The organism is Pseudomonas sp. sp1636 (genome assembly GCF_030376615.1).
Classification (GTDB): domain Bacteria; phylum Pseudomonadota; class Gammaproteobacteria; order Pseudomonadales; family Pseudomonadaceae; genus Aquipseudomonas.
Genome location: NZ_JARRAB010000022.1, coordinates 1 through 15,615, shown reverse-complemented (window position 1 = coordinate 15,615; position 15,615 = coordinate 1). Strand labels below are relative to the sequence as shown.

General features: G+C 61.0%; 14 protein-coding genes. 8 read left to right on the top strand and 6 right to left on the bottom strand.

The window, feature by feature from the left end:
* Positions 1-2 precede the first annotated feature (2 nt).
* The gene (locus P8H27_RS18460; protein ID WP_289639144.1) at positions 3-2,147 is read left to right on the top strand and encodes an exonuclease domain-containing protein; all 2,145 of its coding nucleotides are present in this window, start codon (positions 3-5) and stop codon (positions 2,145-2,147) included.
* Positions 2,148-2,463: 316 nt separating this feature from the next.
* Here the strand turns inward: P8H27_RS18460 and P8H27_RS18455 are convergent, their stop codons facing one another.
* The 5 genes from P8H27_RS18455 to P8H27_RS18435 all read right to left on the bottom strand — a co-directional run bounded on the left by P8H27_RS18455 (position 2,464) and on the right by P8H27_RS18435 (position 6,427).
* A complete protein-coding gene (locus tag P8H27_RS18455; protein ID WP_289639143.1) occupies positions 2,464-3,261 on the bottom strand; it encodes a Crp/Fnr family transcriptional regulator in 798 nt (265 codons plus the stop codon).
* A gap of 106 nt (positions 3,262-3,367) precedes the next feature.
* Positions 3,368-3,640: a TfoX/Sxy family protein gene (locus P8H27_RS18450; protein WP_289639142.1), complete on the bottom strand. Its 273-nt coding sequence runs from the start codon at positions 3,638-3,640 to the stop codon at positions 3,368-3,370.
* A gap of 40 nt (positions 3,641-3,680) precedes the next feature.
* Positions 3,681-4,430, bottom strand: a complete 750-nt coding sequence (locus tag P8H27_RS18445) for a class I SAM-dependent methyltransferase (protein WP_289639141.1) — start codon at positions 4,428-4,430, stop codon at positions 3,681-3,683.
* A gap of 2 nt (positions 4,431-4,432) precedes the next feature.
* Positions 4,433-4,777, bottom strand: a complete 345-nt coding sequence (locus P8H27_RS18440) for a pentapeptide repeat-containing protein (RefSeq protein WP_289639140.1) — start codon at positions 4,775-4,777, stop codon at positions 4,433-4,435.
* Between the two features lie 87 nt (positions 4,778-4,864).
* Positions 4,865-6,427, bottom strand: coding sequence for a bifunctional aminoglycoside phosphotransferase/ATP-binding protein (locus P8H27_RS18435; protein WP_289639139.1), 1,563 nt, complete (start codon positions 6,425-6,427; stop codon positions 4,865-4,867).
* Positions 6,428-6,544: 117 nt separating this feature from the next.
* Here P8H27_RS18435 and mrcB point away from each other — a divergent pair, with 117 nt between their 5' ends.
* Genes mrcB through P8H27_RS18420 form a run of 3 tightly spaced genes read left to right on the top strand, consistent with a single transcriptional unit; the run spans position 6,545 to position 9,931 of the window.
* Positions 6,545-8,863, top strand: a complete 2,319-nt coding sequence (gene mrcB / locus P8H27_RS18430; RefSeq protein ID WP_289639137.1) for a penicillin-binding protein 1B — start codon at positions 6,545-6,547, stop codon at positions 8,861-8,863.
* 16 nt (positions 8,864-8,879) lie between these two features.
* The gene (locus P8H27_RS18425; protein ID WP_289639136.1) at positions 8,880-9,602 is read left to right on the top strand and encodes a tetratricopeptide repeat protein; all 723 of its coding nucleotides are present in this window, start codon (positions 8,880-8,882) and stop codon (positions 9,600-9,602) included.
* Entirely contained in the window at positions 9,602-9,931 is a 330-nt protein-coding gene (locus P8H27_RS18420; RefSeq protein WP_289639134.1) for a YqcC family protein, read from the top strand. Before P8H27_RS18425 ends, P8H27_RS18420 begins: the two co-directional genes overlap by 1 nt.
* A 38-nt stretch (positions 9,932-9,969) precedes the next feature.
* Here the strand turns inward: P8H27_RS18420 and P8H27_RS18415 are convergent, their stop codons facing one another.
* On the bottom strand, positions 9,970-10,404 hold the full coding sequence (locus tag P8H27_RS18415) for a DUF4124 domain-containing protein (RefSeq protein ID WP_289639132.1): 435 nt from the start codon (positions 10,402-10,404) through the stop codon (positions 9,970-9,972).
* 587 nt (positions 10,405-10,991) lie between these two features.
* On the opposite strand from P8H27_RS18415, the gene P8H27_RS18410 reads away from it, so the two are divergent.
* The 4 genes from P8H27_RS18410 to pssA all read left to right on the top strand — a co-directional run bounded on the left by P8H27_RS18410 (position 10,992) and on the right by pssA (position 15,246).
* The gene (locus P8H27_RS18410) at positions 10,992-12,716 is read left to right on the top strand and encodes an acetolactate synthase 3 large subunit (protein WP_289639130.1); all 1,725 of its coding nucleotides are present in this window, start codon (positions 10,992-10,994) and stop codon (positions 12,714-12,716) included.
* Between the two features lie 2 nt (positions 12,717-12,718).
* A complete protein-coding gene (ilvN, locus tag P8H27_RS18405; RefSeq protein WP_079204842.1) occupies positions 12,719-13,210 on the top strand; it encodes an acetolactate synthase small subunit in 492 nt (163 codons plus the stop codon).
* Between the two features lie 47 nt (positions 13,211-13,257).
* Positions 13,258-14,274 carry a ketol-acid reductoisomerase gene (gene ilvC / locus P8H27_RS18400; RefSeq protein WP_289639128.1) on the top strand — a complete coding sequence of 339 codons (1,017 nt, stop codon included), beginning with the start codon at positions 13,258-13,260 and terminating at the stop codon, positions 14,272-14,274.
* A 156-nt stretch (positions 14,275-14,430) separates the two neighbouring features.
* Positions 14,431-15,246 (top strand): CDP-diacylglycerol--serine O-phosphatidyltransferase, encoded by an 816-nt coding sequence (gene pssA, locus P8H27_RS18395; protein WP_289639127.1) that lies wholly within the window; start codon positions 14,431-14,433, stop codon positions 15,244-15,246.
* Positions 15,247-15,615 lie beyond the last annotated feature (369 nt).

The window sequence follows — 15,615 nt, the reverse complement described above, 5'->3', positions numbered from 1 at the left end:
CAATGAGTCCACGCCTGCGTTTCGCCTTCTGGCTGGCCATCCTCAGCCTGCTGCTCGGCAGTTTGCTGGCGCTCGCCGGGGGGCTGTTGTGGGCCGACTTCAGTAGCCAGGAGCGGGCCGCCGTGCTCGCGCTGCTGGCCGGACGCGGTGCGCTGCTGGTGGTGCTCGCCGGGCTGCTGCTGATCCCGTTCGGCATACTCTTGCGCCTGTGGCTGGCGGCCTACCCCGAGGTGGTGATCCGCCTGAGCGAGGAGGTCGGCATCATCCATCGGGTCAACCCCGCGCACCGCGTGACCCCAGCCGGCAGCCGCGACATGCGCCGGCTGGGCGCTGCGCTGAATGCCTTTGCCGAGGCGCATTGCGCATTGCAGCGCGAGGTGGCGGTGCGCGTCGAGGAGGCCAATGCGCATTTGGAGCAGGAGAAGAATCGCCTGGCCGCGCTGATGTCGGAACTCGAACAGAGCGTGCTGGTGTGTAATCGCGAGGGTCGCATCCTGCTCTACAACAGCAGCGCCAGCCTGTTGCTCGAGCCAGACGCCGCAGGCCCGGCTGGCGCGCCGGTCGGGCTGGGCCGCTCGATCTTCGGCATTCTCGACCAGCGCCTGATCGTGCATGCCCTGGAACGGATCAGGCAGCGTCTTGAACAGGACAACCCCAGCCCGGTGGCGCATTTCGTCACGGCGCGTGGTGCTCATCTGTTGCGGGCACAGATGGCGCCGGTGCTGGATCAGCATGGCGAGCTGATCGGTTTTGTGCTGATTCTCGACGACATCACCCGCTCGGTCGAGCTCAACAGCCGTCGCGATGCGCTGTTGCAACAGCTTACCGAAGGCACCCGGGCGGCGCTGGGCAACATCCGCGCGGCGGCGGAAACCGTGGAGCAATACCCGCAGATGGATGTCGAACACCGCCAACGCTTCGGCAAGGTGATCAGCGACGAGGCGCAGCGGCTGTCCCAGCACCTCGAGCAGACACTGAGTCGGCATGCCGACCTGTTGCGCCCGCAGTGGCCGCTGGAGGACATGCTGGCGACCGACCTATTGCTTGCCCTGCAGCGTAATTTTGCCGCCACGCTTGGGCTGACCGTGCGGTACGAGGGCGGCGACGAATCGCTTTGGTTGAGCCTGGACAGTTACTCCCTGGTGCAGGCGTTGACTCAGCTGATGGGGGCGATGGTCGCCACCTTGGGTATTGGTGAGGTGGTGTTCGAGTTGGCTGTCGAAGGCCACTTCGTGCGTCTGGCGCTGCGCTGGAGCGGGGCGGCGCTCGAGCCCCAGCAGTTGCATGAGTGGGAGCAGCGGCCGTGCAGCCCGGTTGCCGAAAACGACGCCGCCGCGTGCACCCTCAAGGAGGTGCTGGAGCGGCACGGCGGCGAGCTCTGGTGCCAGGCCGACGCGCTTGCCGGAGACAATCGCCTGTATCTGCAGTTGCCGGTGAGCCAGCCGCAAGCGCAGGCGCCAGCACCGGCCAGGATTCAGGGGCGACCGGTGTATTACGACTTCGACCTGTTCAGCCAACCGGGGCAGACTCCCGAGCTGGACGAGCGCCCGCTGCGCGAACTGACCTACACCGTGTTCGACACCGAGACCACGGGGCTGGCGCCCTCCGCTGGCGACGAAATCATCTCGATTGGCGCGGTGCGCATCGTCAACGGCCGTCTGCTCATGCAGGAATGCTTCGAGCAACTGGTCGACCCGCATCGGCCCATTCCGCACGAATCGCAGCAGGTACACGGCCTCTCGCCGCAGATGCTCGCGGGGCAGCCGAACATCGCCGAGGTGTTGCCGTTGTTCCAGCGCTTTGCCGAGGAGACGGTGCTGGTGGCCCACAACGCCGCCTTCGACATGCGCTTCCTGCAACTCAAGGAGGCGCAGACCGGGATCCGCTTTATCCAGCCGGTGCTCGATACCCTGCTGCTGTCCGCCCTGGTGCATCCGGGGCATGCCGCCGATGAACATCGTCTGGAACAGATCGCCGCACGCCTCGGCGTGCAGGTGATCGGCCGGCATACCGCGCTGGGTGACGCCATGGTCACGGGCGAGGTGTTCCTCAAGCTGATTCCCTTGCTGGCCGAGCGCGGCATCCACACCCTCAAGCAGGCACGCGAGGCGTCACGCAAGACGCTCTATGCCAAGCTCGAATATTGAGCAACGGCCTGCTAGGCGTGGAGGCTGAAAGCGGCGCTGAACAGGGGGGGGTACGTTGTTCGAGGACAAAAAAAGACCCGGCAAGAGCCGGGTCAAAACCGTGATTAGCCTGATGAGGAGATAATCTGAAGAGGCCGACTGAAGGTCTCTTGAGTTTACCAGCTGATCTCGCGATCAGTTGTTGCTAATAATATCGATTATCATTTGCAAGTCAACTGGCTTTACTAAAATAATTCCAGGGTGTCGCCAGGCCTTGGCTGAGAAAAAGCAAACCCGGCACTTGGCCGGGTTTGCTTGGGTGGCGCACCGCCTGTTGTCAGGCGGTGGCGGGCAGGCGCAACTGGGTGACTTCCTTGTTCAGCAGGTCGATACGCCGCGCCATGTTTTCTATCAGGCTGTGGGCGATGCGCGGGTTGCTCTGCATCAGGCTGAGGAACTGCTCCTTGGGGATCACCATCACCGTGCAAGGCTCGTTGGCCAGCACGGTGGCGTTGCGCTTCTCGCGGGTGAACACGGCCATGGCGCCGAAGATCTCGTCTTTCTGCACGTCGCCGACTTTGTGCCCGTCGACATAGGCGGTGGCGTGGCCTTCGATGATGATGAATACATGGTCGGCGGTATCGCCCTGGTGGATCAACTCCTCGCCGGCGGCGAAGTGCTGGAAGCCGGTCGCGGGGCGGATTTCCGGTTGTTTGAGACGCGCCAAGGCGTCGGAGAGCAGGGCGGTGTGACCGATCAGGTACTGGATGAACAGCTCCTGGCGCTGCTCGCTGACATAGATGTGCTTGAACACTTCACTGCGTGAATAGGGAATCAGGCTGAGGAGCTCGTCACTGCTGTAGCGGCAACTGGGCAGGTCGATGCCCTGACGCAGGCCGACCAGATCACCTTCCTGCAGATAGAACAACGGGCGTTCGTCGACCAGGGCATGCAGCAAGCCATTTTCGATAACGAACAGCTGGTTGCCTGGAAGCACTGGAGCCAGATCTTCGACTCGCTCCAGTTGCAGGGCGGCACCGCAGGGCGCCAGGCCTTCGAGTAACTGGGTGGGGATGCTTTGCAGTCGGTTGATCAGTTGGTCGGCGTAAGCCGGTTGCTCCCCGAGTAAATACATGAGCGTAATTCCTTGAACTGGCTGGTCTGGCTAAGGCGCACGAACGTCCCTGAGACAATAAGCGTTGCCAGGTCTCAGGTAAATCCTTGCGCGTAGAGGATGTGAGCTAGCTCTTGTTGTGTGCCGGGCAAGCATCGAGTTGGCCATTCAATTCGGCTTTGTGGGCTGGCGGCAACTCGCTCCAGTGCACATCGAGCAGGGCACCCTCGATGGCATAGAGCAAGACTTTGGAGGCGCGAAAGCCGCGCGCACGTACGGCCCGGTAGGCGCCGACGGCGCCCAGTCTGCGCAGATCGTTGGCGCTGTGGATGCCGACTGCATGCAGCCACTGTGCCGAGGTTTTGCCAAGGTTCTTCAGATGTTGCAATTCGTCATTCATCGAGCCTCCTTGCGCTGTCTGTGAGCAGGTGAAGCAATACTCAAGGCGCGGTGCCTACCAGCAAGTGTAGTGGCCAGCGGATAAAGTGTGGCTGCTTGATCTCGCCCCAGGCTTTGAGGAGTGCGGGCTCCAATTCGCTGACCGGATCGCGGCCCTGTTGGCGCTCCCAGTGTTGTACGGCCGACCAGGTGCGCAGATAGCCGGTCAACTGGGTGAAACTCCAGTGCGTCTCGATGGCGAACGCCGGCGCTTCGAGGCGTGGGAAGGGCGCCTGAATATCGCGGTAGCCGGCGTCGACACTGGCGCGTCCGGGCGGCCAGTAACCCTCCAGCGTGCCCCGGTAGAAGGTGTCGATCAGTTGATCCAGGGGGCCGTTGATGCGCATCAAGCCGTAACACCAGGCGGCGAAAAGGCCGCCAGGCTTGAGCAGTCGGGTGACTTCGGTGAAGAAAGCCGGGGTGGCGAACCAGTGCAGGGCCTGGGCGACCACGATCAGGTCGAGGCTGGCGCTGGCCAGGGGTTGTGCTTCGGCGTTGGCAGCGAACAAGCCGATCCCGGCAGGCGCTTCGGCGGCACGCAGTTGCTCGACGCTGGCATCGCAGGCCAGCACCTGGGCGAAGTGCTGGCGCAATGGCCGGCTGGCCTGGCCATTGCCGCAGGCGATGTCCAGGGCGCGTTGCCGTTCGGCGCAGTGGCTGGCCAGCCAGTCGAACAGGGCGGCCGGGTAGTCTGGGCGGAAACTGGCGTAGGCTCCGGCACGGGCGCCGAACAGCCGGGCTATCTCGCTCATGATCAGCGTGTACGGTAGCGCAGGCGTGTGCCGAAGTTGACCGACATGAGTATCTCGTCGGCGCTCAGGTCGGCGGGGAAGTAGGCGCCGGAAATCTGCGCATGGGCCAGGCTGGCGCCTTCAAGCAGTGCCTCGCGCAGATCGAGCCCGCGTAGATCCGTACCGCGGAAGTAGGCGCCGCTGAAATTGATGCGCTTGGCGTCGATAGCACGCAAGTCGAGCCCGCGAAAGTCGCCATTGCACAGGTCTACCTCGCCGTCCTTGGGCTTATGGGCGTTGAAGCCGGCAATGTCTTCATTGTGCAGCAGCTGGTAGAGCGGGCTATCGAGTTGACAGGGCTGGCTCATGAGCGGGACGTCCGTGGTGGGTTCCCAGCCAGTATAGAAGCCGCGACGCGCTTTGCCCGTCGCGGCTGTATTTCCCTAACGCTGGGTTTACAGCCCCGGCAGGTGCTGACGAATCCGCGCGATCAGGCTGTCCAGGCTGGCACTTTCATGGGTGTCGACCCGCGTGCTGAGGAGCAGTTCGTCCTGGGAGAGGGCTTCGCGGTCGGCTTGCTGGGCCTTGATCACCTCCATGGTCGCGTCTGAGGGGTCCTGGCCCCGGTCCTGGCGCAGTGCCAGCCAGCTGGCGATCACGGCGTCGGGGGCGTGGCAGTCGAGAATCAGGAAGGGCACGCCGGTGTCTTCGGCAATCTGGCAGGCCGCCTGGCGCTGCGCCTGCTTGAGGTAGGTGGCATCGATCACCACCGGGAAGCCGGCGTGCAGCGCGGCATCGGCCAGTTGATGCAGGCGTTGGTAGGTGGCCGCGCTGGCATCCTGGTTGTAGATGCCGGCGCTCAGTTGGTCTTTGTCGGCGCTGTTCTGTTCGCCGAACAGGCGCTTGCGTTCGACATCCGAACGCAGGCGAATGGCGCCCAGGGCTTCGACCAGGCGCATGGCGACGTGGCTCTTGCCGACGGCGGAAACCCCGTGGGTGATGGCCAGCAAGCGTGAGGGGATGGCACTGTAGCTCTCTGCCAGGGTGGCATAGCGGCGGTACTGGCGCAGGATCACGGCGCGCTGGACCGCATCGGTCTCCTGGCCGAGGCGGAACAGGCTGACTTTGCCGCGTACCATGGCGCGGTAGGCCTTGTAGAAGTTCAGCAGCTCAAGCGCGGCATAGTCGCCAGTGCGCTCCAGCCAGGCGCTGACAAAGCGTCGGGCGAAGGGCTTGAGGCCGCGGTCTTCCAGATCCATGGCGAGGAAGGCGGCGTCCGAGGCGATGTCGATCAGGCGGAAGGGTTCGTTGAATTCGATGCAGTCGAACAGCACGACCTGGCCGTCGAGCAGGGTGACGTTGCCCAGGTGGATATCGCCATGGCATTCGCGAATCAAACCATCGGCCTTGCGCTGCGCCAGCAGGGGCTCGAGGCGTTCGAAGCTGCTTTCGGCCCAGGCTTGCAGGGCGTCGAGTTGTTGCAGGTCGGCCTTGTCCGCGAGCAATGGACGGATCTGCTCGAAATTCTGCCTGACAGGCGCCATCACCGCTTGCGGCGAGCCCAGTTCATGGGCTTGGGGTACCCGCGGTGCATCGAGGTGGAACTGGGCGATCTGTGCGGCCAGGGCGTCGATATGCGCTTCGCTCAACTCGCCGCGCGCCTGCACTTCGGCGAGCAACTGATCCTGGGGGAACTGGCGCATTTTCAGGGCGTACTCGATGGCCGGATCATCACCCCCCAGTTGCGGTGCTTCGACGCTACCGCCGATCGGCAAAACTTCCAGGTACAGGTCTTGGGTTAGGCGCTGGTTGAGGCGCAGCTCTTCCCGGCAGAAGTGTTCGCGAGCGGCCAGTTCGCTGAAATCGAGAAAGCCGAAATTCACCGGCTTCTTGATCTTGTAGGCGTAGGGGCCGGTCAACACTACCCAGGAGATATGCGTCTCGATGACCTGGAAAGCCTCTACCGGGTGGGGATATAGGGCCGGGTTCTGCAGGGCGGCAATCAGAGCTTGGCTCACGGGCGATCCTTGGCTTTCAAACAAATAAGAGGCGGGCATTATGGCCGCTGAGCGCCGCTGTGCAAACCGCCGGACTGCTCCTGCTTGTCCTCGGCAAAGTGCGTATAATGCCGCGCCATGACTCGTACCCGATCCCCTCGTTCTCGTTCAAAACGCCGCTCAGGTGGCATGCGCCCCTGGCTGGGCTGGGCTATCAAACTCGGCTTGGTCGGTTTGGTCGTACTGGCCGGCTTTGCGGTTTACCTCGATGCAGTGGTGCAGGAGAAGTTCTCCGGCAAGCGCTGGACCGTGCCCGCCAAGGTCTATGCCCGGCCCCTTGAGCTGTTCGTCGGCCAGAAACTGGCCAAAGACGACTTTCTCAAGGAGCTGGATGCCCTCGGTTATCGCCGGGAGAGCGCGGGCAGTGGCCCGGGGGGCGTGTCGGTCGCCGGCAATAACCTCGAACTGCACACGCGCGGCTTCCAGTTCTATGAAAGCCGCGAGCCCTCACAGCGCGTCCGTGTGCGCTTTTCCGGCGATTACGTCGCCGGCCTGAGCCAGGCCAACGGCAGCAGCCTGGCAGTCGCCCGTCTGGAGCCGATGCTGATTGGCGGTCTGTACCCGGCGCACCAGGAAGACCGCTTGCTGATCAAGCTAGAGCAGGTGCCGCCTTATCTGGTGGAAACCCTGGTGGCGGTGGAAGACCGTGAGTTCTTCAACCATTTTGGCGTATCGCCCAAGTCGATTGCCCGTGCCGTTTGGATCAACGCCACCGCTGGTGAGGTACGTCAGGGTGGCAGTACCCTGACCCAGCAATTGGTCAAGAATTTCTATCTGACCAACGAGCGCAGCCTCATCCGCAAGGCCACCGAGGCCATGATGGCCGTGTTGCTGGAGCTGCATTACGACAAGCAGGATATTCTCGAGGCCTACCTCAACGAGGTTTTCCTTGGCCAGGACGGTCAGCGCGCGGTGCACGGTTTCGGTTTGGCCAGTCAGTACTTCTTCAGTCAGCCGCTGTTCGAGTTGAAACTCGAGCAGGTGGCTCTGCTGGTCGGCATGGTTAAGGGCCCGACCTATTACAACCCGCGGCGCAATCCCGAGCGCGCCCTGGAGCGGCGTAATCTGGTGCTCGATGTGCTGGTCGAGCAGGGCGTGATCACGCCCGAGCAGGCCGCCGCGGCCAAGCAGAAGCCGCTCGGTGTGACTCAGCGCGGGAGCATGGCCGATAGCTCGTTTCCGGCTTTTCTCGATCTGGTCAAGCGCCAGTTGCGTGAGGATTACCGTGAAGAGGATTTGACCGAAGAAGGGCTGCGCATCTTCACCAGCTTTGACCCGATCCTCCAGCTCAAGGCCGAAAGTGCCCTGGCCGATTCGCTGAAACGCCTGTCCGGGCGCAAGGGGGTGGATCAGGTTGAGGCCGGAATGGTCGTGACCAACCCGGAAACCGGCGAAGTTCAGGTGCTTATCGGTAGTCGTCAGCCGCGTTATGCCGGCTTCAACCGCGCCCTGGATGCGCTAAGGCCGATCGGCTCCCTGATCAAGCCAGCGATCTACCTGGCCGCCCTGGAGCGTCCGAGTCAGTACACCTTGACCAGCTTGCTGGAAGATCAGCCCTTCTCGATCAAGGGGCAGGATGGCCAGGTCTGGAGCCCGCAAAACTATGACCGCAAGGCCCATGGCACCATTTACCTGTACCAGGGCCTGACTAACTCCTACAACCTGTCCAGTGCCAAGCTGGGGTTGGAACTGGGGGTGCCGAATGTACTCAAAACTCTTGAGCGCCTGGGGGTTACGCGTAAATGGCCGGCCTATCCGTCGATGCTGCTGGGGGCTGGCGCGCTGACTCCGATGGAGGTGGCGGATATGTATCAGACCATGGCCAACGGCGGCTTCAACACGCCTTTGCGTGGTATCCGTAGTGTGCTGACCGCCGAGGGTGAGCCGCTTAAGCGCTACCCCTACCAGATTCAGCAGCGTTTCGATGCCGGGGCGATCTACCTGCTGCAAAATGCCATGCAGCGCACCATGCGCGAGGGTACCGGGCGCTCGGTGTACAGCCGCCTGCCCAGTTCTCTGGCGCTGGCCGGCAAGACCGGCACCAGCAATGATTCACGAGACAGCTGGTTCGCCGGCTTCAGTCAGGATCTGTTGGCGGTGGTCTGGCTCGGTCGTGACGACAATGGCCCTACGCCGTTGACCGGCGCGACCGGTGCCTTGCAGGTCTGGACGGACTTTATGCTCAAGGCCGATCCGTTACCGCTGGATATGCCGCTACCGGATAACGTGGTACAGGCTTGGGTGAATGCCGCCAGCGGCCAGGGTTCCGACCCGAGCTGCCCGAATGCCGTACAGATGCCGTATATTCGCGGCAGTGAACCTGCCCACGGTCAGGCCTGCGGTATTCAGGCTCCGGTCGATTCGGTGATGGATTGGGTGCGTGGTTGGTTGGATTAAGTGAAGAGGGTGCGAAGTGATTAAGTGGTTGATTCCTGCTTTAACCGCCTCGGTAGTGCTGGGCGGTTGTGCCAGTGTGCCGCGCGGCTCCATCCCCGTTGTCGATTCCAGCTCCTCGGTCTATGGCCAGCAGCAAGCCGCTGCGGGTGGTTACGGCGGTTCGACTGCCCAGCCGCCACAGAGTCAGCCGCAGGATTCCGGTGTGGTGGTCATGGTGCCGGGGGGCGGTGGCAGCTCGATGCCGATACAGACTTTTCCAGCGCCAAGCTCACCGCTAAGCAGTGGTGGGGTGGGCGGCGAATCTTTTAGCACCGCACCTGTCATCAGCGAGCCCGCTGGCGGAGGGTATAGCGTGCCGTCGCCTTCGATGCCGAGCGGTATCCCGAGCGCTGGCGGTTTGGCCGCCGACGAACAGCTGGACGGGCCGGTGCTGGCATTGCTTACCGCCGCCCAGCAGCAGCAAGGTAGCGGAGATCTGAATGGTGCAGCGTCCAGCCTGGAGCGCGCCCAGCGCATCGCTCCACGCGAACCGCAAGTGCTTTATCGCCTGGCGGAAGTGCGCTTGGCCCAAGGCGACGCGGCGCAGGCCGAGCAGTTCGCTCGTCGCGGCCTGAGCTATGCCAGCGGTCGTCCGGCGCTGCAGGCCAGCCTGTGGAACTTGATTGCCCAGGCGCGTGAACGTCAGGGTGACCCCGCCGGCGCAGCGCAGGCGCGCGAGCGGGCGCGGGTCAGCCTCTGATGGACGCACGCGTGCCTGCGATTGCCCAGCAGTTGTTGCTGATCGAACGCGAGTTGCGCCTGCAAGGCTGGTGGGGCGACCAGGCGCCGAGCGCTCAAGCCCTGGCCAGTCAGCAACCTTTTTGCGTCGATACGCTGGCTTTCGAGCAATGGTTGCAGTGGGTGTTCCTGCCGCGCATGAAGTGTCTGCTCGAGAGCGGTGCCGAGTTGCCCGAAGCTTGCGGCATTCAGCCAATGGCCGAACAGGTCTATGGTGGGCGCAGTGAGCAGGCCCGAGTGTTGATCAGGCTGTTGGGCGAGTTCGATCGGCTGATTTGTGGTGCGGCCTGAGGCCGCATCCGGTCTAGCGGGCTGCCGCATGTGGCGGCTTACTTGCAGTTCTTGGCAATCGCCTGTTTGGCTTCGTCGATGCGCTGCTGGCGCTCTTCTTCATTCAGGCGGCGTACTTCGCCGTCGACCTCTAGGCGCACACGTGGGTTGTTTTCCAGCTGCGCCAGATTGGTGCGCACGGTTTGGCAGTATTTCTTGCGTTCGGCTTCCTGGATCGCGACTTCTTGCTTCACTTTTTCATCGATAGCGGCTTGCTCCGGATCGGCCATGCTCTCGAAAGTGGGCGTCGCGACGGATCCGCCAGTCTTGGGTGGCGGGGCTGCGGTGTTGATGGTGGTGGCTTGCTGGCCTTGTGGCGGCTGTGCGCCAAAGTGAGTGCCCCCTTGTGCATCGACCCATTTGTATACCTGACTGGCCATGGCGCTTGCGCTCAGGGCGAGCAGCAGGCTGCTGGTGAGGATCATACGGCGCATGCTGTTTCCTTTTTAAGAGCTGCGATACCTGGTGGCTACTATAACCAAAACGGCCGAATCGTCATCCTGTGCTGTGTCACAGCGCGTGGCCGCCTGAACAACTATTTATCCTCTGCTGTGCGGGCGCAAAGCTAAAGAGCCGTACTTGGCTCTGTACGCGGTAGCGCTACTCGTCGCGCGGTTGCAGCAAGCCAATCAGGCCTCTCGGGCACTTTTCGGCGCAAAACCGAACGCCTGCCTTGTCCGGTAGAGGCTTGAAGAGACGTCTCCGGTTGCAGAATCCATCACGGATTACTTGACTTGCCCTCGTCGAATCAGAACAATTCGACGTTCGCTGTAGTGGAGTCCGCCGCAAGCAGGCTTTAGCTCAGTAGACATGAGGTGCTACCCGCGCCGACCTGTTACACCCGCAACGCGTTACCTCGCGCTGGGTGGGAAGACCCCGCAACACTTTGGGGCATTCCCAATACTTGCTCAGTAGTAGCTGACGTAGTCGGCGACCACCGTCGCTCATGCTCTGCTTGGCAGTAAACCTATCTTAGCCGTCCCGCTGCGGGCGGTTTTCTGGCGTTTTAGAGGTGAACAACGTGGAGCTTTTATCCGGCGCTGAAATGGTCGTCCGCTTCTTGCGTGACGAAGGCGTTAAGAACATTTACGGCTACCCTGGCGGTGCCCTGCTGCATATCTATGACGCCTTGTTCAAGGAGCCAGAAGTCAATCACATCCTGGTTCGTCACGAACAAGCGGCGACGCACATGGCTGATGGCTATGCCCGTGCCACCGGTAAGGCCGGTGTGGTGCTGGTGACCTCGGGGCCAGGTGCGACCAATGCCATCACCGGCATTGCCACTGCCTACATGGATTCCATCCCGATGGTGGTGCTGTCCGGCCAGGTGCCGAGCAACATGGTCGGTACCGATGCCTTCCAGGAAACCGACATGATCGGTATTTCCCGGCCGATCGTGAAGCACAGCTTCATGATCAAGCACGCCTCGGAAATTCCGGAGGTCATGAAGAAAGCCTTCTATCTGGCGCAATCCGGCCGTCCCGGCCCGGTGGTCGTGGATATTCCCAAGGACATGACCAACCCGGCGGAAAAATTCGAATACGTCTACCCGAAGAAGGTCAAGCTGCGCTCCTACAGCCCGGCGCTGCGTGGTCATTCGGGTCAGATCCGCAAGGCGGCGGAAATGCTCCTGAGCGCCAAGCGCCCGATTGTTTACGCGGGCGGCGGCGTGATCATGGGGGGCGCGGCATCACCGCTGACTGAGTTGGCGCAAATGCTCAACCTGCCAGTGACCAATACCCTGATGGGCTTGGGCGGCTATCCAGGCAGCGATCGGCAATTTCTCGGCATGCTCGGCATGCACGGCAGTTACACCGCCAACCTGGCGATGCATCATGCGGATGTGATCCTCGCGGTTGGCGCACGGTTCGATGATCGGGTAATCAATGGCGCAGGCAAGTTCTGTCCGCATGCCAAGATCATTCATATCGACATCGACCCGGCTTCTATCTCCAAAACCATCAAGGCGGATATTCCGATTGTTGGCCCGGTGGAGAGCGTACTGACCGAGATGGTGGCGATCCTCAAGGAAATTGGCGAGACCCCGAGCAAAGAGGCGCTCTCCAGTTGGTGGAAGCAAATCGATGAGTGGCGCGGCAGTCGCGGCATGTTCCCCTACGACAAGGGCGACGGCACTATCATCAAGCCGCAGACTGTCATCGAGACGCTCAGTGAAGTGACCCGTGGCGATGCCTTCGTGACTTCCGACGTGGGTCAGCACCAGATGTTCGCGGCCCAGTACTACCGCTTCAACAAACCCAATCGCTGGATCAACTCCGGTGGTCTGGGCACCATGGGCTTCGGTTTTCCGGCGGCCATGGGGGTCAAACTCAGTTTCCCGGATGACGACGTCGCCTGCGTGACCGGTGAAGGCAGCATCCAGATGAACATTCAGGAGCTGTCGACCTGCTTGCAGTACGATCTGCCGGTGAAAATCGTCAACCTGAACAATGGCGCCCTCGGCATGGTGCGCCAGTGGCAGGACATGAACTACGGCAGCCGCCATTCGCATTCCTACATGGAGTCGCTGCCTGACTTCGTCAAGCTGGCAGAGGCCTATGGCCATGTCGGCATGCGCATCACCGATCTGAAAGACTTGAAGCCGAAGATGGAGGAGGCGTTCGCACTGAAGGATCGTCTGGTGTTCCTCGACATTCAGGTCGATACCAGCGAGCACGTCTATCCGATGCAGATCAAAGACGGTGCGATGCGCGATATGTGGTTGAGCAAGACGGAGCGTACCTAATCATGCGACACATTATTTCCCTGCTACTGGAAAACGAGCCAGGCGCATTGTCCCGCGTGGTCGGTCTGTTCTCGCAGCGCAACTACAACATCGAAAGCCTGACCGTGGCGCCGACCGAAGACCCGACCCTGTCGCGTCTGACGTTGACCACCGTCGGCCACGATGAGGTGATCGAGCAGATCACCAAGAACCTCAACAAGCTGATCGAAGTGGTCAAGTTGGTGGACTTGTCGGAAAGCGCCCACATCGAGCGCGAACTGATGCTGGTCAAGGTCAAGGCCACTGGTGCCCAGCGCGCCGAGGTCAAGCGCACCACCGACATCTTCCGCGGGCAGATCGTTGACGTGAATACCAGCGTTTACACCATTCAGCTGGCCGGCACGAGCGACAAGCTGGACAGCTTTATCCAGGCAATAGGCGCCGCCTCGATCCTGGAAACCGTACGTAGTGGCGTCACGGGCATTGCCCGTGGCGACAAAGTACTCAGCATCTAAACCTTTAGCGAACGGCCCTTGAGGCCAGGTAAATAGGGGAATTCTCCATGAAAGTGTATTACGACAAAGACTGCGACCTCTCGATCATTCAGGGTAAGAAAGTCGCCATCATCGGTTACGGTTCCCAGGGCCATGCCCAGGCGTGCAACCTGAAAGATTCCGGCGTCGATGTCACTGTCGGCCTGCGCAAAGGTTCTGCCACTGTAGCCAAGGCTGAAGCTCATGGCCTGAAAGTGACCGACGTGGCTTCTGCTGTAGCGGCAGCTGACCTGGTGATGATCCTCACCCCGGACGAGTTTCAGTCCCAGCTGTACAAGAACGAAATCGAGCCGAACATCAAGCAAGGCGCCACCCTGGCCTTCTCCCATGGTTTCGCCATCCACTACAACCAGGTTGTGCCGCGCGCCGACCTCGACGTGATCATGATCGCGCCCAAGGCGCCCGGTCACACCGTGCGTTCCGAGTTCGTCAAGGGCGGCGGTATTCCTGATCTGATCGCTATCTATCAAGATGCTTCCGGCAATGCCAAGAACGTTGCCCTGTCCTACGCCTCGGGCGTCGGCGGCGGTCGTACCGGCATCATCGAAACCACCTTCAAGGACGAGACCGAAACCGACCTGTTCGGCGAACAGGCCGTTCTCTGTGGCGGTTGCGTCGAGTTGGTCAAGGCCGGCTTCGAGACTCTGGTGGAAGCGGGCTACGCACCGGAAATGGCCTACTTCGAATGCCTGCACGAGCTGAAGTTGATCGTGGATCTCATGTACGAAGGCGGTATCGCCAACATGAACTACTCGATCTCCAACAACGCCGAGTACGGCGAGTACGTGACCGGTCCAGAAGTGATCAACGCCGAGTCCCGTCAAGCCATGCGTAACGCTCTGAAGCGCATTCAAGACGGCGAATATGCCAAGATGTTCATCCAGGAAGGCGCTGCCAACTACCCGTCGATGACCGCCTATCGTCGCAACAACGCGGCCCATGGTATCGAAGTGGTCGGTGAGAAACTGCGCTCCATGATGCCGTGGATCACTGCCAACCAGATCGTCGACAAGAGCAAAAACTAAGCTTTTGTAGTGTGAGAAAAAACGCGGCTATGGCCGCGTTTTTTCATTCTGAGACAAGGCTTCTGGTATAAAGCCTGATCATTGAGTCAAAGCTGACGGCGTATCCTGATTGGAATGGCTGTCGAAATTCTCCAAATCAGTTGCAAGGTGTTGTTCATGAGCGAACGTCCAGAAGAGCCCCTCTCGGCCCCCGACGCCGAAAGCCTGCTGCCCATCGATGAGCATATCGAAGAGGGCCACGATGCCGAGGGCCGCAAGGTGCGTCATCGCGGCATCTATCTTCTACCCAACCTGTTTACTACCGCCAACCTGTTCGCAGGGTTCTACGCCATCATCAATGCCATGAACGGCAACTTTTATGTGGCTGCTGCTGCGGTGTTCGTGGCCATGGTGCTGGACAGTCTCGATGGTCGAGTGGCGCGACTGACCAATACGCAGAGTGCGTTCGGTGCGGAATATGACTCGTTGTCCGATATGGTCGCCTTCGGCGTAGCGCCGGCATTGCTGGCCTTCGAATGGGCGCTGGGTAGTATGGGCAAGGTCGGTTGGATGGTTGCCTTCATCTATGTTGCGGGTGCGGCATTGCGCCTGGCTCGTTTCAATACGCAGATAGGCAGCGTCGACAAACGCTATTTCATTGGCTTGGCGAGTCCCGCTGCAGCCGGCGTGGTTGCCGGTACCGTGTGGGCCTTCAGTGACTTCGGCATCAAGGGGTCAAACATGGCCTTTGCCGTTGCCATATTGGTGGCAACTGCCGGCATGCTGATGGTCAGCAATATCAAATACTACAGCTTCAAGGATCTGGATCTGAAAGGGCGGGTGCCTTTTGTTGCCATCCTGGCAGTCGTATTGGTCTTTGCTGTGGTGTTCAGTGATCCTCCGCGGATTCTGCTGATTATCTTCCTGGCGTACGCGGCCTCTGGCCCGGTGCAATACTTGCTGCAATTGCGTCGTCGTAAAACTGTCGACTAATCATTGCTCATGCTGTTGTCACAAAGCCGTTGATGGTGTTGCATCAACGGCTTTGTCGTGTCTGCGCTATCGATATGTGGTGCTGCTGTTTCGGCCTTTTAGCGAGGGTGGTTGCGTAGCGACGAGACGTTAATATCCATAAAAGCCAAATAACCGTTGACGCAGTTTCTTTTGGGCCTATAATTCGCCCCTCTTTCGGCGCAGGTCTCTCTGGAAACCTCTTGTAAAACAAGAAGTTAACTTAAAATGAGAGATTGCAAAGCAGCGCAAGCTGTGTAGAATGCGCCGGGCTGACAGGGGCTGATTTGCGCTTGTCGGTGCTTCGGTCGAGGTGATCGAAAGCGGGTGGAAAGGGTGGTTGACAGCGGG